Raw genomic sequence first — 14,669 nt, 5'->3', positions numbered from 1 at the left:
CCTTGTCTACTCCTGTCCTTCTTCCGGCAGGCCGTTGTCGAACTGCTTCGGCTGTACCTGCTCGCGCGGCCTGCCCTGCTCCGCCTTCGCCAGGGCGGCGGCGTCGGGATAGTCGGTGACGAAGGCGTCCACGCCCAGGTCTATGTGCGCCCGGTACTCCGCCAGCGCGTCACCGTGGTCCGTCGGGGTCTGGCCGCGACGCAGCTGCAGGGGCAGGTACTGGTTCTCGCTGCGGAAGGTGTACACGCCGATCTTCAACCCGGCCTTGTGCGCGTCGGACACCAGCGTCGTCGGGGTGCCCGAGCTGCCGTCCGGGTTGAGCGGGAGCGCCGATGACTTGTCCGGCCCGATCCACTTCGCGTACTGCGCGATCTTCGCCAGCCCTTCGGGCTTCATCATGTCCGCGTAGGTCGTCGGGTCTCCGGCGGCGGTCAGGTCGTACGGCTGGCCGGTGGTGCCCAGGGCCTGCCACAGCGGCACGCGGAGCTCCTTCGCCACCCGCTTCAGGCTGGACGGCTCGAACGACTGGACCACGACCGGGCTGTTCGGCCGGTTGAGCCCGTTGCGCTTGACGGTCTCGATCAGCGGCTCCTCCAGCGGCAGCCCGATCGACCTGAAGTAGGTCGGGTGCTTGGTCTCGGGAAATACTCCGACCTGCTTGCCGTACTGGCGCGAGAGCCGCTTGGCCAGGTCGAGCACCTCCTGGAAGGTGAGCACCTGGTAGTAGCCGTTGTACACGGTGTTGCGCTGGCGGATCGCGGGCAGCCGCTCGACCGCGCGCAGCGTCTTCAGCTCGGCCAGGGTGAAGTCCTCGGTGAACCACCCGGTCACGTTGCGGCCGTCGACGACCTTGGTGGTCTTGCGCGCGGCGAACTCGGGGCGCAGCGACACGTCGGTGGTGCCGGAGATCTCGTTCTCGTGCCTGACGACCAGCTTGTGGTCCTTGGTCGGCACCAGGTCGGGCTCGATCCAGTCGGCACCCATGGCCACGGCCAGCTCATAGCCGCCCTGCGTGTGCTCGGGGCGGTGGCCCGCCGCGCCGCGGTGGCCGATGATGACGACCTGGGACCGGTCGGGTGCGGATTCGGCTGCTGCTGCCGCTGGAGCTGTGCCGGCTCCAGCTCCGGCTCCGGTTCCGGCTCCGGTTCCGGCGAGGATGGCGAGGGTGGTGGCTGCGATCTTCCGCACGTTGAAACTCCCTGCGGCATCTGTACCGGAGACTCTCACCGATGATCACCGCGGCAATTATGGTAATGACCGAAATCTAGCTATGGGCCAATAACGGCGGAATTTCCGGTGACAAGCCGTCCCTCTCAGGCTCCCGCCGGGTCGCTGTAGTCGGTGGCGGCATAGACCTTCAGAAGTCTCTCGACTCCGTGCAGGAACGTCTCGCAGATCAACTCCGGGTCGAACAGGCAGCCGGCGGCCATGGCGCCGTCGCGCATCATCACGAAGTGGCGGGCGGCGGGCTCGGCGCCGGTCTCCTGGATCTTGGTCAGCAGCTCCGTGACGGTTCCCAGGAACCATTGGCGGTGGGCGAGCACGGCCTTGTGCACCGGGGACTCCGGGTCGGGGTACTCGGCGGCGGCGTTGAGGAAGGCGCATCCCCGGAAGCCGGCGGACCGGATGCCTTGGGCGATGGACTCGCTGAGGGCCTGGATGGTGCCGGCGGCCGGTAGCCCGGCGGCGACGGCCTCGTCCGCCTGCCCCCGCATGGCCCGGTCGACCTCGTTCAGGTAGGCGAGGACAAGGTCTTCCTTGCCGGGGAAGTGCCGGTAGAGGGTGGCCCGCGTCACCTGCGCTTCCGCGACGATGCGATCGATGCCGACGGAGTGGATGCCCTCCGCGTAGAAGAGCCGGGTGGCCGTGTTGAGCAGCCGGGACCGCGCTTCGGACGGCCGGCCTTCGGATGAGGTGGGCATGCCGCCAGCCTAGCGGATAGAACGTTCGGTCTTGACAGTCCGCGCCGCAGATTGCCATGCTGTGCCGAGATAGAACGTTCGGTCTAGCTGAAGGCGCTGAAGCGCTCTCCTCATCACTCATCCACCGAGAGGATCATCATGAGCACCATCGCCGCGTCGCCCGGTATTTCCGGGACCGCGTCCGCGCTACGGCGGCTGTACTTCGTCCGGTTCGCGTTCGCCATCGTCTGGGCCCTCGCGATGTTCACGACCGCCTCGAACCTGGGCCCGCTGGCGGTCACCCTGCTCGTGCTCTACCCGCTGTTCGACGTGGCCGCCGCCGTCATCGACGCCCGCGCGTCGCGCGCCACCGGATCACCTGCCCTGCTGTACGTGAACGTCGCCGTCAGCCTGATCACCGCCATCGGTGTGGCCATCGCCTGCGCGTCCGGCATCCCGGCGGTGCTGCGCGTGTGGGGCGCCTGGGCGGTCATTGCCGGGCTGGTCCAGTTGATCGTGGGTGTCACCCGACGCGAGATGGGCGGCCAGTGGCCGATGATCATCAGCGGCGGCGTCTCCGTACTCGCCGGTGCGTCGTTCGTCGTCGGCGCCGCCGCGGCCAACCCGACGCTGACCAACGCGGCCGGCTACGCCGTCCCCGGCGGCATCTTCTTCCTCATCTCGGCCCTCCGCCTCGGTCGCGCCGCGAAGGGGAACTGAGGTGGACGGCAAAACGTACGACGTCGTCGTCATCGGGGCCGGTCCGGTCGGGGAGAACGCCGCCGACCGGGTGGTGCGGGGCGGTCTGAGCGCCGCCATCGTCGAGCGCGAGCTCGTCGGCGGGGAATGCTCCTACTGGGCCTGCATGCCGACCAAGGCGTTGCTGCGCAGCGCGGCGGCGTTACGGGCGGCGCGTCAGGTGCCGGGTGCGCGCGAGGCGGTGACCGGTGGTCTCGACGCGGCCGCGGTGCTGGGCCGGCGGGATGGTTTCGCCTCGCACTGAAAGGACGACGGTCAGGTCGGCTGGCTCGATTCGGCCGGGATCGCCCTGCACCGTGGCCAGGGCCGGATCGTGTCCGCGGGCGTGGTCGAGGTGACCGGCGACGACGGCGTCCCCATCACGCTGACGGCCCGGCATGCGGTGGTCATCGCGACCGGAAGCGGCGCGCTACTGCCCGACATTCCCGGTTTGCGGGAGGCCACGCCGTGGACCAGCCGGGAGGCGGTCGAGCGCGGCGATCAGGTGGCGTGCGTGGGGTCGGATGATCCCCACGCGACGCCCTGGCCGCGGTCCATCGCGGTGATGGCCCGCATGTCCTCGTCGTCGATCGCGAACGAGAACAAGTCAGCGTTCTCCCGCATACGCGCGGGGTTGATGCTCTTGGGCAGGACCGGGTACCCGTTCTGGACGCCCCACCGCAGCAACAGCCGCGCCTCGGTAACCCCGTACTTGGCGGCAAGGGCCTTGAACGGCGAATCGCCACTGGCGCTGTCGGCCCGCATCTCATCCGTCTTGCCACTGTGATGGCCCGGGGCGGTCCGCCAGGTCGAGAGGGGCACCAAGCTGCTGTAGGCGATGGGAACGATGCCGTTCTCGTCGAGAAAGCGCACGAGTTCGGGCTTCTGAGACCACGGGTGCAGTTCGATCTGGTTCGCGTGTGGCAAGGGGAGACCCGCCGCCGTCAGTTCCTCGATGTGCGCGGCGCTGAAGTTGGACACGCCGATCGCCCGCGCCTTGTGCTTCTCGTACAGCTCGACCAGCGCACGCCACTGCTCCAGCCGCTGCGTCCGGTTGAACGGCGCGTGGATCAGGTACAGGTCGACGTGGCCGAGGCCTAGCCTCTGGAGACTCTCCTCGAAGGCGTCGACGGCCTGCTGCGTCGACTTGAAGGACTCGTCTCCGTCTCCCGGCCACAGCTTGGTCGTGATGAACAGGTCGTCGCGGGTGAGCCCCTCGGCGGCCATGCCGCGGCGAAGGCCCTCACCGACGCCGCGTTCGTTCTGGTAGACCTCCGCGGTGTCGATGTGGCGGTAGCCGGCGCGCAGCGCCGCCTCGACGGCGTCGGCGGCCTCCGCGTCGGGGATGAGGTAGGTGCCGAACCCGAGGAGCGGGATGTCGACCCCGGGTGCGAGTGTCCTGCTGTACGAGGCGGTCACGGGTCCTCCTGGATGTGTGCTCGGGTCGCGGCCATGACGCGACGCGGGTCGGCGGCCTGGCAGCTGTCGTCACCTTCGACGCGTCGCCCGGAAGGTATGGGCCGACTCTTCTGGCCTGCGGCTTTGCGCCCACGAGTGATCTGTTTCCGACTCTAACGCCGGATGGCGGGTCCTACCGCGAGGCAGGGGGGTACTGCCAGGGACCCCCTTCGCGGGCCCTCTCGACCGGGAGCCGGGTTTACCTGGAGCCCCGTCTTGGGCGCTGGGGGTTTCTGCCAGTACCCCTCACAGCGGAGACTCCCAGGTCACAGCTGTTTTTGCGTCGCATAGTCAGTGGTCGGCTCTGCCTGGCCATGGACGCGGGGACGCCGGTCGGCGCTCCACCACACGCCATTCGACTGAAGGGGAGAAGATCATGAAGATCGCGGTCCTGGGCACGAGAATGGTCGGCTTCGTCGCGGACCTGCTCGGCTGGCGGGCGATCTTCGTGATCGCGGCCGCGGCGACGCTCGTCCTCGCCGTCGTGCTCCGTAAGGTCATCCCGCCCCTCGAACCACGCCAACCCGTTCCCTACCCGCGCCTTCTGGGGTCGGTCTTCACCACCGTGGTACGCCACCGCGCAGCGCTCCCGACTCTGGTCATCTGCGCCGCGAGCTTCGCGGTGTTCTCGTTGTTCTGGACGTCACTGACCTACCTGCTGACAGCGGCGCCGTTCTCCTACTCGGCCGGCCAGATCGGCCTGCTGGGCCTGGCCGGAGTGGCCGGCGCTTTCGCCGCCCGGCGAGCCGGCGTCCTGCACGATCGGGGATGGTCGGTTCCCGCCACCGGTGCCGCCCTGGCCGTGCTGGCACTGTCGCTGGTCGCCGGCTGGGCGGCGATCATGGCCGTCGCCCTTCTCGGCCTCGTGGGGTGGGCGCTTACCCGCGGCCGACTGAAGGAGGCAGGTTCCCCCGCAGGGGTTTCCACGCCGTACGCCGAGAAGCCGAACGCGTCCCTGTGATGCGCGTCCCATGCCGAGGGGACCTCTGTGGGGGGTACTGGCAGGGACTCTCACGCGCCCTCACCGGCCGGTGCATCCTTCCTATGCTGAGGTTATGGACAACCGGGCCGAGGTCAGCACTTTCCTGAGATCCCGCCGCGACAAGATCACGCCGGAGGAGGCGGGCCTGCCCGCGTACGGGCAGAGGCGCGTGCCCGGCCTGCGCCGAGGCGAGGTCGCGACGCTGGCCGGGGTCAGCGTCGAGTACTACACACGCCTGGAACGCGGCAACCTCGGCGGGGTCTCCGACAGCGTGCTCAACGCCCTCGTCCGGGCATTGCGCCTGGACGACACCGAACGGGACCACCTGTACGCCCTGGCGCACGCCGCCAACGCCCGGCCCCTCCACGAGCGGCCCCGCCCCAAACAGGCCACCGTGCGGCCCAGCGTGCTGCGCATCATCGAAGGCCTGCACGACCAGCCGGCCTACCTGCGCAACAACCGCATGGACATCCTGGCGGCCAACCCATTGGCCCGCGCCCTGCACTGTCAGTGCTTCGAACAGGAGCCGGCCAACTGCTGCCGGTTCGTCTTCCTCGACCCCCGGGCCAGAACGTTCTACCCCGAATGGGAACGCGTCGCCCGCGACGGCGTCGGCGTCCTGCGGGTCGAAGCCGCCAAGAACCCCTACGACCGAGAACTGTCGAACCTGATCGGCGAGCTGTCCACCCGCAGCGACGCCTTCCGCACCCTGTGGGGCGCCCACAACGTGCACGTCTACACCAGAGGAACCAAACGCTTCCACCACCCGGTGGTCGGCGCGATGGAGCTGAGGCACGAGTCCCTGGACCTGCCCGGCGACGAAGGGCTGTCCATCACCGTCTACAGCGCCGACCCCGGCACACCGGCCGCGGACGCCCTGCAGCTCCTGGCGAGCTGGGCAGCCACCCAGGAGCAAGCCACCGCACACGCCGACACCAAACGCTGACATCCGGCCCATGCGGGGGTTTGACCAACGTGTGCGGCCCCCGATGGATTTGTCGAGGGCCGCATGGTTGATGGCGCTAGAAGTCGAAGATCCCGTTCTTCGCGCCCGCTACGAACTTGTCCCAGACGGCTCGGCGGACTACCCAGGGCTCGGCGTCTGGTTGCTCAGTGTCGCGCAGGGCGACGCGGCCGTCGGACAGATGCTTGGCTTCCAGGCAATCGCCGCCTTGACCGCTCGAGGCGGTGATCCATCCGATTGGGTTTGCGATCTCCTTGATAACTTCCTCATTCAACTCCACGCTGCCACTCTCTCCTTGATTCGCTGCACTGACAGATACTCGGGGAGCGCCGCGCTGCGTATGAGTGCGGATTTATGCCGCTAGCTGGCTGGTCAGGGAGCTGCCTGAAGCCGCCGACGATGCGAATCTTCTGGATAACGTACGGCTTCTGGTCACCGAAATCGCCACCAACGCAATAAGGCATACTATTTCCGGCCGCTGGAGAAATGGAGCTTTTCGCGTCCGCATGTGGCGCGGCAGCGGCGGCCGGATCCGTGTTGAGGTCAGGGACCAGGGCTGGTGGTCGGGGCCGCGGCTCCGCAACGACGACGCGAACGAGACCGGCGGGCGTGGGCTGCAAATCTTGGCGGCCGTGGCGACGAAATGGGGTGTCAGAAGGCACTTGTTCGGCCGGACCGTATGGTTTGAGCTGGACCCTATTGCGGCGAGCATGGCGTACGTGGAAGCGCCAGAGCAGATCGTCGATCAGGCAAGCGGGCGGGTGATCAGGAGCTACGGCTGAGAAGCCGGCCTATCCGGTCGGCGACGAGGTGCGGTTGCTCGGCCTGGATCAAGTGCGCCGAGTCGACGACTTCGTAACGCCCGTCGGGCAGAGTCTCGGCGTACCGCCGCTGGTGCTCGCGGATGGCGGCGTTCTGGCGCTCCCGCCCTTTGGCGGCGCGCGCCGCCGACAGCACGATCGTCGGGCATTTCGGGAGCTGGGGCGGGTGGGCGCGGAACCGCGGGATGGCGGCGGCCACCGCCTGCATCTCCCTGCGGGTCTGAGCGGTCCCGGCGGGGGTGAAGTTCTCGGCGAGCATGGCCTCATAGGTGTCGGCGGAGAACAAGGGCCGGACATTACCGCTGAACAGCCGCGCCAAGGGGCGGAAGCGGCTGAGCGCCTGCGTCACGGCCAGCATGCGGTCGATCTTCTTGGTGGTCTGGTCCCACGTGTCGTACACCGGTGAGGTCTCCGGTGTGGGGTCGACCAGCAGGAGCCCCCGCAGCCGGGATCCCAGGCGCTCGGCGGCGCGGCGGGCGACCAGCCCGCCCATGCTGTGCGCGACGAGCACGAACTCGCCCGGGACGACGGCCTCGGTCATCGCGACCAGGTCGGCGGCCAGGTCGTCGATGCTGAGCTGCTGGGTGGTACGGCCGCTGAGCGCGCGCCCGGCGCGGTCGTAGGTCACCAGCCGCGCCTTGCCGGCCAGCGGCGGCAGCACCGGGTCCCAACAGGTCCGGCCACATCCGCTGCCCGCCTCGAAGACCACCCAGTCCTGTCCCTGGCCGGACTTCTCGACATAGACGGTCCGGCCGTTGACGGGCACCAGCTGTCCGGTGGCGTCTCGCATGGCTCCTCCTCCGAGCGCAACGTTTTCATTTTGGATAACGGTATCTCATATGAAATCGTTGAGCCATGGATCCTGTCGAGCAGCTGTTGCACCCGGTGCGGCTGCGCATCGTGCACGCCCTGTCCGCAGCGGGCGCGCTGACGATCGCGCAAATGTGCGCCCGCATGCCCGAGGTGCCGAAGATCACGATGTACCGGCAGGTCGCCCAGCTGACCGAGGGAGGGTTCCTGGAAGTGGACGGCGAGCAGCGAGTACGCGGCGCCGTCGAGCGCCGCTACCGGCTGCGTCAGGACCGGCCCAGGATCGGCGCCGGCGAGGCCGCCACGATGTCGCTCGACGACCACCGCCGGGGATTCGCCGCGGCCATGGCCGTCCTGATCGCCGAGTTCAACGCCTACCTGGATCGCGACGGCGCCAGCCCGGAGGCCGACTCGGTCTCCTACCGGCAGGGCACCGTCTGGCTGAGCCCGGACGAGCTCGCTGAAATGCTGGCCGATCTGCTCGTGGTGCTGCGCGACCGGCTGGCCAACACACCCACGCCAGACCGCACGGCGTACCTCCTCAGCGCGATCTTGTTCCCTGCCGAGCAGCCGCCCGCGCCTGAAGTCGGCCGTTAGCCGCTGTCGGTCCCGACTCAAAGCACGCGCGACACCCCTCGATGGCGATCCGGCCGATATCGTGCGGCCATGACCGATCATGTCCAGCGCCCACTGCTGTTCCTGGACGTCGACGGGACGCTCCTGCCTTATGGCGGCGGCCGGCTCCCGTCAGCCCTCGATGAGTGGGCGGCCTGGCAGGACGCGGCCAATCCGCAGCTGGCGAAGATCGATCTCGCGCATGGCCCGCGGCTGCTGGCGCTGTCCTGCGAGCTCGTCTGGGCCACGGCGTGGATGCACGACGCCAACGAGGTGATCGCTCCGCTGCTCGGCCTGCCGGAGCTCCCGGTGGCCGACCTCCCGGACGCCCCTGAGGAAGACGACCACGGTGTGCTGCACTGGAAAACGCAGGCGCTCGTCGAGGCCGCCGCCGGCCGTCCGTTCGTCTGGGTCGACGACGAGATCACCGACCTCGATCGGACATGGGTCGCCAGACACCATCGCGGACCGGCCCTTCTTCACCGCGTCGACTCCGCGAACGGTCTCACCCACGAGGACTTCGCCGTACTTGACGCCTGGCTACGGAACCTCGTGATCTAAGGGAGCGGCTGCCCCGCTTCGAGCCCCTGGTGGGTTACTTGTAGTACTGCACCCAGTACTCGACGGTGTGCTTCTTGCTGAGGGAGAAGGCCGCCCAGTACGTCGAATGCCCGGCGTTGTTGATGCGGACGATGCCGTACTTGCCGTTGCAGGCCCACTTGCCGTACTTGGCGACCTTCTCGCCGCCGCCCCAGTTGCGCAGGAACCAGAGTCTGACCTCCAACTGCGAGTCGTTGCCCCAGCAGCGGGCCTTGACCTGCATCACCCGGACGCCCGAGGGCCGGTTCCAGGTCGCGCTCGAGAAGTACCCCTTGCTTGGGCCCAACGACTCGTGCCGTTGGGTGTGCCAGCTGGCCATTGCCGCTGCGCTCGTCGCGCGGGTCGAGACTTCACTGTGCGCGGCCGGGGCCGCGACGGCCGGTGCCGTCGCCAGGGCCAAACTGGAGGCGGTGGTGGCGAGGGCGAGGGAGATGCTTGCGAGACGCATGATTACCTGCCTTTTCGGGATGAGACGGGGGTCTGCTTCCGAATGGGAAGGTAAGGCGGCGCGTGTTGAGTATGTGTTGAGCACGCGTTGAGAGCTGCGCTCTTACGCCTGTTGACGTCCGTCGGGGGAGGAGAGCGGAGCCGCAGACCGACGGGACAGGCGGGTGCGGAGCCAGCCGAAGACCGAAGGCCCGCCCGCGAAGCACCAAAGCGCTATCACCGGGTCGCAGATGGCGCAGCCGAAGGAGGAGTCCGCGGCGAAGGGGAGCAGGGGGCTGCCCTGGAGATGGTGCAGTACGTCCCAGGCGGTGTGGAGCAGCCAGCCGATGCCGATGAACGTCCAGCTTTCCAGCCCCCGGTAGGCGACGTACGACATGACGACCGGCAGCACGAACTCCCAGTAACCGAGCCCGCCACCGCTGAGATAGGCGGCGCCCGCGCCGGCGACCGCCACGGCATTCGCGCGGCGCCGATGCGGCTCGGGGATCAGGGAGATGAGGGAGACGGCGATCAGACCGATCAGGATCGGCATGAGGATGGACATGAAGAGTGGTGATCCGTTCTGCGAACATGCGAGTCGAAGTCGAAGGCAGCGCCAGGCTAGATCGGCTCGCCCCCTAGGCCCCATGGGCTGAATCGACAATTTCCAACGGCTTCCCGCCATCCAGCGTGGCCTACCGTGTCCCTATGCACACGGTGGCGGTCCTGGCGCTGGACCATGTGGTGGCGGCCGACATGGCGACCCCGATCGAGGTGTTCGGGCGGGCCCGCCTGGCGGACGGGCGCCGCCCGTACCGGGTCCTGGTCTGCGCGGCGACGCCGCAGGTGGCCAGCGACACGTTCACGCTCCTCGCTCCGTACGGACTGGAGGCGCTGCGGGAGGCGGACACGATCGTCGTGCCCGGTTGCTCGGAACAGGCCGCCCCGCCGGACCGGGAAGTACTCGACGCCCTGCGCGCGGCGGCGGCCGCGGGAACCAGGATCGCCTCCATCTGCGCGGGGGCGTTCACCCTCGCCGCGGCCGGGCTGCTCGACGGGCTGCGCGCGACCACGCACTGGATCGCGGCCCACCGGCTGGCCGAGCTGTTTCCACGGGTGGATGTACGGCCGGACGTGCTGTACGTCGACAACGGCCAGATCCTGACCTCGGCCGGCGCCGCGGCCGGCCTGGACCTGTGCCTGCACCTCATCCGGCGGGACTTCGGCTCGGCGATCGCCGCCGACTCGGCCCGGCTGTCGGTGATGCCGCTGGAACGAGAGGGCGGACAGGCGCAGTTCATCACGCACGCTCAGCCGCCGGTGCCCCAGGGCTCGCTGCTGGAGCCCGTACTGTCGTGGATCGAGGACAACCTCGCCCAGGAGGTGACCCTGGCGGAGATGGCCAGGCGCGGCGGGCTCAGCGAGCGGACCTTCAGCCGCCGCTTCCGGGAGCAGACCGGCACCACTCCGCTGCAGTGGCTCCTACGAGCCCGCGTACGCCGGGCGCAGTTCCTACTGGAGACCACCGGCCACGGCGTCGAGCGCATCGCGACGCAGGCCGGGTTCGGTTCGCCCACCGCCTTCCGGGAGCGCTTCAAGCGCGTCGTCGGCGTGACCCCGCACGCCTATCGCGCCTCCTTCCGGAGCGCTTAAATCTCTAACCGCCACTCTCTCTGCTCGTCGAAGAACTCGAACCCCATGGCCTCGTTGATGGCCAGCATGTGGGCGTTGGAGACGGCGTTCCACGTGATGACGCGCTCGATGTGGGGCTCCCGCTCACGCAGCCAGAGCAGGTTGCCGATCTTGAGAAGCAGGCCCAGGCGGTGGCCCCGGTGCTCGCGCAGCACGGTCGTGTCCCCCTGATAGCCCCAGCTGTCGGAGCGGTCCTCGTCGACCAGGATGCGCGTGTAGCCGGCGGGGGCGCCGTCGGACGTGCGCCTGGCGATCATGGTGTACGGAATGCGGCCGATGACCGGAAGGGCCTGCTCGCGGCTGCGCACGCGGTCGACGGAGAAGTTCGCGGCCTCGATGTCCGCGTCGCGCGGGGCGTCGTTCATGCCGCCCATCAGCGTGGCCAGGTCCTGCAGCAACTCGGGGCCGGCCGGGCCGACCCAGCGCTCCAGATGGTAGCCGGCCACCTCGGGCCGCATCCGCTCCAGCGCTGCCCAGTCGGCCGTACGCAGGTCGAGCGTGCGGCGGGCCTCCGTGAGCGAGAGCGTCATCCCGCGCGCGGCGGCGAAGCGGGCGCCCGAGCCGGTGTCGGGCGTCGCGGTCAGGACCAGCGTCCGACCGTGGGCGCGCAGCCGCTCAAGGGCATGCTCGAACAGCGCCGAGCCCAGGCCCCGGCCGCGCCGCTCCGGCCGCACCACGAGGGTGAACAGCCGGCCCACGTGGGTGTTGTCGTCCTCGGGCAGTGCCAGCGCGTACCCGCCGACCACCCTGCCGCCCTCGGCCGCCACCCACGCCTCGGACCGCCCGCCCGCCCCGCCCGTAGTGACGACGTAGGAGAACCAGGGCAGGGAGGGTACGGGGCCGTGGTCGTCGCCGTTGCCGGCCACGAACGCGTCGTACAGTCCCGTGACCAGGTCGCCCGGCCGGTCGAAATCGATCGGCTGGATCATCCGCTGCCCATCTCGCACTGAGTCTCCCCGAAGGCCGGTCCATGTCGCCATCAACCTACAGAACCAGCCCCGCCCGCCGCCGCTGAGATTCCTGTTGGCCAGGCTGCCTGGCCTGCGGCCTCGAAGATCCAGCTGAGATGTTCTGTTGGCTAGGCTTCGTGGTGATGTTGGAATCGGGTCAATGTTGCTTTCTGCCCTGATATGGCGTGCGTCAAGTCGGAGGTGATCACGGTGCATCCGGTCTTATGACAGCCCCATCCCGGGGTGTCACGGAGCCGAAAGGTGACCGTATGAGCAAGACCGACAAGACCCGGCCCTGGTGGGTGCGGATCGCCGACGAGCCGATGGTGACCTGTCTGCCCATCCACGATCACCGGTTCGGGCCATGCACGCTCCCCGACGAGATCACCGCCGTCAGCGCGTCCCTGAGCCACCGTACAAGCGGCTGTTACTGGCGGGCCAGCGATCACTACTGGTTCGACTGCGGTGGTGGCGACGGCGGCCGGGAGTGGTACTTCTTCCGGCGCGAAGGACGTCGCCGTAGCCGTCGCCAGGCGCGCCGCGAACTGCGCGCCTATCACGGCGAGGACTGACGGAAGGTGGCGCGCGGGGCACATACTCCTCGTCATGACCGCGATGAGCACGGTCAGGCGCGTGGCTCGGCGTATTGCCGCGGCAGTGTGAAGCCGCGCGTCTCCAGCACGGTGCGCAGGCGGTCGGGGTAGTCGGTGATGATGCCGTCGACCCCGTCGTCGATGAGCTTGTTGATGGTGGCCTCGTCGTCGATCGTCCACGGGATCACCTTGAGGCCGAGGCGGTGCGCCTGGTCGACCATCGCCCGGGTGACGTAGGCCTGGTAGCCGGGATCGGTCACCTTGCCGTTCTGCGGGCTGCCGTGCACGGGCGAGAACGCGCCGGCGCCGAACGACTTGACGGCCCTGAGCGGGTCGCCGCCGAAGTCGTCGATGTCGATCCCGCCCAGCCACGGGGAGGCGCCGGGCTTGCCGGTCTGCAGGAAGTCGATGTTCGTCAACGCCACCAGGGGAAGGCGTGGCTCGACCCGGCGCATCAGCATGAGCGAACCCCAGTCGAAGCTCTGGATCGTCACCTGCCGCAGCATGTGGGCGCGCCGGATCTCCTCGACCGCCACCCGTACGAACTGCTCGCGGGGCGCGGTCTCGCTCGGCGCGCCGGCCTCCACCTTGGTCTCCACGTTCAGCTTCACGTCGTTCGCACGGTAACGCTTGACCAGGTCGAACACCTGGCTCAGCAGCGGCATGCGAGCACCCGGCGACGGCCGTTGCCCGGGGAAGTCCGGTAGCGTCCGGGACCCGCAGTCCAGGGTCTGCACCTGGGCGAAAGTGAGCGTGTTCAGGTACTTGCCGACGTACGGGTACTCCGGATCGCCGGGAGTGACCGGGCCGGTGTCCTGGCACTTGCGGGCGTCCACCCGCCGGTCGTGCGTGACGACTGCCTTGCCGTCCTCGGTGATTTGGATGTCCAGTTCGAGCGTGCTCACGCCGACCTGCAGCCCGTTGGCGAAGGACGCGAGCGTGCTCTCCACCACCAGGCCCAGGCCGCCCCGGTGGGCTTGGAGGTCGAACGTACGGCGGCCGTGCCGGTCGAGCCCGGGATCGGCGGCGGCCGGTCCGGGACAGGCCGCGGCGGCCAGGGTGAGAGCGACGGCCGCCGCGGCGGCACGCAATCCGATCATCGTCAGTCGTCCTGTTCCTGCGGTCGAACGCGAGAGGACGTACGTCCCGTCCAAGACGGGCGCCTCTCCTGCCGCGCACCAGGCTGCCGATCATCTGTGACGGCAGGGGGAACGCCCGACGAAGCTTGGCCGACGACTCCCGCCGGCTCAGCGTGGACACGATCGTCAGCCGGCGCGAGCCCTACTGTGTCGGTGCGGCCTTCCAGGGTGCGGGAAACTGGAGGGATGACCACCGAGAACGGCCGTCCCGGTCCGCCCGTGACCAGTGTCTCCGTCGTGCTGCTGACTCTGGCGCGCCGGATCGAGGCCGAGCTCAACGCCGCTCTGGCCGCGCTCGACCTCACGGTCAGCAAGCTCGGGCTGCTGGGTCACATCGCCGGTGTGCCCGGAGTGTCGTTCAGCGATCTGGCGCGGATGTCGGGGACCACGGTGCAGAGCGCCCACAGCGCGGTGAAGGCGCTCGCCGCCGCTGGGCTCGTGAGTGACAGTGTCGCCCGCGCCGGCTCCGCCTCGACGATCGAGCTCACGCCTGACGGTGCGCGCCTCCTCGAGGCGGCCAAAGAGGCGGTGGCCGGAGTCGATGAGCACCTGTTCGGCCCCGAGTCCGACCCGATCCAGCGGCAGATCGCCGACGCCGTCCGCGCCGCCTTCGAGGCCCGCTGACCGCACCGAGGGTCGCTAACAGCTTCGGGGCCCGCTAACTCCTTCGAGCGCCACTGACTGACTGTTCGTGCGCTGACTGTTCGCGCGGCTTTGTAGCACAGGCCGCCCAAACAGCCTTCAGTCTGCCTGAAGCTTTCGTGCTAGCCTTCAGGCTACCTGAAGGCTATGAGGGAGCGTCCATGGAAGGTCTGTTGCTGTCGATACACGTACTCGCCGGCATTGTGTTCGTCGGCGGATCGGCCATCGCGGCCAGCCTGTTTCCCGCTACGCACCCGTTGCTGTGGGTTCGGCTATCGGTGACGCGCCGACGCAGTGATCGGAACTGATTGCGACGTCTCAATCGCTTACGGTAAGGT

The 14,669-nt window shown here is 68.8% G+C and carries 20 protein-coding genes; 11 read left to right on the top strand and 9 right to left on the bottom strand.

What is annotated here, in order from left to right; translation table 11 throughout:
- Positions 1 to 6: 6 nt before the first annotated feature.
- Both ACGFJ2_RS17235 and ACGFJ2_RS17230 read right to left on the bottom strand, forming a co-directional pair.
- Positions 7 to 1,188 (bottom strand): glycerophosphodiester phosphodiesterase, encoded by a 1,182-nt coding sequence (locus ACGFJ2_RS17235; RefSeq protein ID WP_393469139.1) that lies wholly within the window; start codon positions 1,186 to 1,188, stop codon positions 7 to 9.
- Between the two features lie 125 nt (positions 1,189 to 1,313).
- The gene (locus ACGFJ2_RS17230; RefSeq protein ID WP_393469136.1) at positions 1,314 to 1,922 is read right to left on the bottom strand and encodes a TetR/AcrR family transcriptional regulator; all 609 of its coding nucleotides are present in this window, start codon (positions 1,920 to 1,922) and stop codon (positions 1,314 to 1,316) included.
- A gap of 138 nt (positions 1,923 to 2,060) precedes the next feature.
- Between ACGFJ2_RS17230 and ACGFJ2_RS17225 the strand changes: the two genes are divergently transcribed.
- Both ACGFJ2_RS17225 and ACGFJ2_RS17220 read left to right on the top strand, forming a co-directional pair.
- Positions 2,061 to 2,621 carry a hypothetical protein gene (locus tag ACGFJ2_RS17225; protein WP_393469133.1) on the top strand — a complete coding sequence of 187 codons (561 nt, stop codon included), beginning with the start codon at positions 2,061 to 2,063 and terminating at the stop codon, positions 2,619 to 2,621.
- 1 nt (position 2,622) lies between these two features.
- Positions 2,623 to 2,904, top strand: coding sequence for an FAD-dependent oxidoreductase (locus ACGFJ2_RS17220; RefSeq protein ID WP_393469130.1), 282 nt, complete (start codon positions 2,623 to 2,625; stop codon positions 2,902 to 2,904).
- 236 nt (positions 2,905 to 3,140) lie between these two features.
- Here ACGFJ2_RS17220 and ACGFJ2_RS17215 read toward each other — a convergent pair whose 3' ends face one another.
- On the bottom strand, positions 3,141 to 4,058 hold the full coding sequence (locus ACGFJ2_RS17215) for an aldo/keto reductase family protein (protein WP_393469127.1): 918 nt from the start codon (positions 4,056 to 4,058) through the stop codon (positions 3,141 to 3,143).
- Positions 4,059 to 4,473: 415 nt separating this feature from the next.
- On the opposite strand from ACGFJ2_RS17215, the gene ACGFJ2_RS17210 reads away from it, so the two are divergent.
- On the top strand, positions 4,474 to 5,058 hold the full coding sequence (locus ACGFJ2_RS17210) for an MFS transporter (protein ID WP_393469124.1): 585 nt from the start codon (positions 4,474 to 4,476) through the stop codon (positions 5,056 to 5,058).
- Between the two features lie 94 nt (positions 5,059 to 5,152).
- A complete protein-coding gene (locus ACGFJ2_RS17205) occupies positions 5,153 to 6,025 on the top strand; it encodes a helix-turn-helix transcriptional regulator (protein WP_357952388.1) in 873 nt (290 codons plus the stop codon).
- 76 nt (positions 6,026 to 6,101) lie between these two features.
- On the opposite strand, the gene ACGFJ2_RS17200 is transcribed toward ACGFJ2_RS17205, so the two are convergent.
- Positions 6,102 to 6,323 (bottom strand): DUF397 domain-containing protein, encoded by a 222-nt coding sequence (locus ACGFJ2_RS17200; RefSeq protein ID WP_357952389.1) that lies wholly within the window; start codon positions 6,321 to 6,323, stop codon positions 6,102 to 6,104.
- Between the two features lie 64 nt (positions 6,324 to 6,387).
- Here ACGFJ2_RS17200 and ACGFJ2_RS17195 point away from each other — a divergent pair, with 64 nt between their 5' ends.
- The gene (locus ACGFJ2_RS17195; RefSeq protein ID WP_393469120.1) at positions 6,388 to 6,825 is read left to right on the top strand and encodes an ATP-binding protein; all 438 of its coding nucleotides are present in this window, start codon (positions 6,388 to 6,390) and stop codon (positions 6,823 to 6,825) included.
- Here the strand turns inward: ACGFJ2_RS17195 and ACGFJ2_RS17190 are convergent.
- The gene (locus ACGFJ2_RS17190) at positions 6,809 to 7,654 is read right to left on the bottom strand and encodes an alpha/beta fold hydrolase (RefSeq protein ID WP_393469117.1); all 846 of its coding nucleotides are present in this window, start codon (positions 7,652 to 7,654) and stop codon (positions 6,809 to 6,811) included. The genes ACGFJ2_RS17195 and ACGFJ2_RS17190 overlap by 17 nt on opposite strands.
- 65 nt (positions 7,655 to 7,719) lie before the next feature.
- Here ACGFJ2_RS17190 and ACGFJ2_RS17185 point away from each other — a divergent pair, with 65 nt between their 5' ends.
- A complete protein-coding gene (locus tag ACGFJ2_RS17185) occupies positions 7,720 to 8,271 on the top strand; it encodes a helix-turn-helix domain-containing protein (RefSeq protein ID WP_393469114.1) in 552 nt (183 codons plus the stop codon).
- A 69-nt stretch (positions 8,272 to 8,340) separates the two neighbouring features.
- Positions 8,341 to 8,850, top strand: coding sequence for an HAD domain-containing protein (locus tag ACGFJ2_RS17180; protein ID WP_393469111.1), 510 nt, complete (start codon positions 8,341 to 8,343; stop codon positions 8,848 to 8,850).
- Positions 8,851 to 8,884: 34 nt separating this feature from the next.
- On the opposite strand, the gene ACGFJ2_RS17175 is transcribed toward ACGFJ2_RS17180, so the two are convergent.
- Positions 8,885 to 9,337: a hypothetical protein gene (locus ACGFJ2_RS17175; RefSeq protein WP_357952396.1), complete on the bottom strand. Its 453-nt coding sequence runs from the start codon at positions 9,335 to 9,337 to the stop codon at positions 8,885 to 8,887.
- A 102-nt stretch (positions 9,338 to 9,439) separates the two neighbouring features.
- Positions 9,440 to 9,880 carry a DUF6010 family protein gene (locus ACGFJ2_RS17170; RefSeq protein ID WP_393469108.1) on the bottom strand — a complete coding sequence of 147 codons (441 nt, stop codon included), beginning with the start codon at positions 9,878 to 9,880 and terminating at the stop codon, positions 9,440 to 9,442.
- Between the two features lie 143 nt (positions 9,881 to 10,023).
- On the opposite strand from ACGFJ2_RS17170, the gene ACGFJ2_RS17165 reads away from it, so the two are divergent.
- Positions 10,024 to 10,968, top strand: a complete 945-nt coding sequence (locus tag ACGFJ2_RS17165) for a helix-turn-helix domain-containing protein (RefSeq protein WP_358173478.1) — start codon at positions 10,024 to 10,026, stop codon at positions 10,966 to 10,968.
- Here ACGFJ2_RS17165 and ACGFJ2_RS17160 read toward each other — a convergent pair.
- A complete protein-coding gene (locus tag ACGFJ2_RS17160) occupies positions 10,965 to 11,954 on the bottom strand; it encodes a GNAT family N-acetyltransferase (RefSeq protein WP_393469104.1) in 990 nt (329 codons plus the stop codon). The genes ACGFJ2_RS17165 and ACGFJ2_RS17160 overlap by 4 nt on opposite strands.
- Before the next feature lie 272 nt (positions 11,955 to 12,226).
- Here ACGFJ2_RS17160 and ACGFJ2_RS17155 point away from each other — a divergent pair, with 272 nt between their 5' ends.
- Entirely contained in the window at positions 12,227 to 12,529 is a 303-nt protein-coding gene (locus tag ACGFJ2_RS17155) for a hypothetical protein (RefSeq protein WP_393469101.1), read from the top strand.
- A 53-nt stretch (positions 12,530 to 12,582) separates the two neighbouring features.
- Here the strand turns inward: ACGFJ2_RS17155 and ACGFJ2_RS17150 are convergent, their stop codons facing one another.
- Positions 12,583 to 13,650, bottom strand: coding sequence for a glycerophosphodiester phosphodiesterase family protein (locus ACGFJ2_RS17150; protein ID WP_393469098.1), 1,068 nt, complete (start codon positions 13,648 to 13,650; stop codon positions 12,583 to 12,585).
- A gap of 225 nt (positions 13,651 to 13,875) precedes the next feature.
- Between ACGFJ2_RS17150 and ACGFJ2_RS17145 the strand changes: the two genes are divergently transcribed.
- Together ACGFJ2_RS17145 and ACGFJ2_RS17140 are read left to right on the top strand one after the other, a co-directional pair.
- Positions 13,876 to 14,313 carry a MarR family winged helix-turn-helix transcriptional regulator gene (locus tag ACGFJ2_RS17145; protein ID WP_363991835.1) on the top strand — a complete coding sequence of 146 codons (438 nt, stop codon included), beginning with the start codon at positions 13,876 to 13,878 and terminating at the stop codon, positions 14,311 to 14,313.
- A 179-nt stretch (positions 14,314 to 14,492) separates the two neighbouring features.
- Positions 14,493 to 14,639, top strand: coding sequence for a hypothetical protein (locus ACGFJ2_RS17140; RefSeq protein ID WP_393469095.1), 147 nt, complete (start codon positions 14,493 to 14,495; stop codon positions 14,637 to 14,639).
- Positions 14,640 to 14,669: the final 30 nt, after the last annotated feature.

This window comes from Nonomuraea sp. NPDC049028 (genome assembly GCF_043197735.1).
Lineage (GTDB): Bacteria > Actinomycetota > Actinomycetes > Streptosporangiales > Streptosporangiaceae > Nonomuraea.
Note: the sequence above shows the minus strand (reverse complement) of the source record. Positions and strands in the feature narration are given on the sequence as shown.

Excerpts from the sequence above, each read along its gene's own strand:
- ACGFJ2_RS17225 (WP_393469133.1), top strand. The coding sequence starts at position 2,061 with ATGAGCACCATCGCCGCGTCGCCCGGTATTTCCGGGACCGCGTCCGCG.
- ACGFJ2_RS17165 (WP_358173478.1), top strand. The coding sequence starts at position 10,024 with ATGCACACGGTGGCGGTCCTGGCGCTGGACCATGTGGTGGCGGCCGAC.
- ACGFJ2_RS17230 (WP_393469136.1), bottom strand. The coding sequence starts at position 1,922 with ATGCCCACCTCATCCGAAGGCCGGCCGTCCGAAGCGCGGTCCCGGCTG.
- ACGFJ2_RS17150 (WP_393469098.1), bottom strand. The coding sequence starts at position 13,650 with ATGATCGGATTGCGTGCCGCCGCGGCGGCCGTCGCTCTCACCCTGGCC.
- ACGFJ2_RS17175 (WP_357952396.1), bottom strand. The coding sequence starts at position 9,337 with ATGCGTCTCGCAAGCATCTCCCTCGCCCTCGCCACCACCGCCTCCAGT.
- ACGFJ2_RS17170 (WP_393469108.1), bottom strand. The coding sequence starts at position 9,880 with ATGTCCATCCTCATGCCGATCCTGATCGGTCTGATCGCCGTCTCCCTC.
- ACGFJ2_RS17145 (WP_363991835.1), top strand. The coding sequence starts at position 13,876 with ATGACCACCGAGAACGGCCGTCCCGGTCCGCCCGTGACCAGTGTCTCC.
- ACGFJ2_RS17205 (WP_357952388.1), top strand. The coding sequence starts at position 5,153 with ATGGACAACCGGGCCGAGGTCAGCACTTTCCTGAGATCCCGCCGCGAC.
- ACGFJ2_RS17190 (WP_393469117.1), bottom strand. The coding sequence starts at position 7,654 with ATGCGAGACGCCACCGGACAGCTGGTGCCCGTCAACGGCCGGACCGTC.
- ACGFJ2_RS17180 (WP_393469111.1), top strand. The coding sequence starts at position 8,341 with ATGACCGATCATGTCCAGCGCCCACTGCTGTTCCTGGACGTCGACGGG.
- ACGFJ2_RS17155 (WP_393469101.1), top strand. The coding sequence starts at position 12,227 with ATGAGCAAGACCGACAAGACCCGGCCCTGGTGGGTGCGGATCGCCGAC.
- ACGFJ2_RS17210 (WP_393469124.1), top strand. The coding sequence starts at position 4,474 with ATGAAGATCGCGGTCCTGGGCACGAGAATGGTCGGCTTCGTCGCGGAC.
- ACGFJ2_RS17185 (WP_393469114.1), top strand. The coding sequence starts at position 7,720 with ATGGATCCTGTCGAGCAGCTGTTGCACCCGGTGCGGCTGCGCATCGTG.
- ACGFJ2_RS17140 (WP_393469095.1), top strand. The coding sequence starts at position 14,493 with ATGGAAGGTCTGTTGCTGTCGATACACGTACTCGCCGGCATTGTGTTC.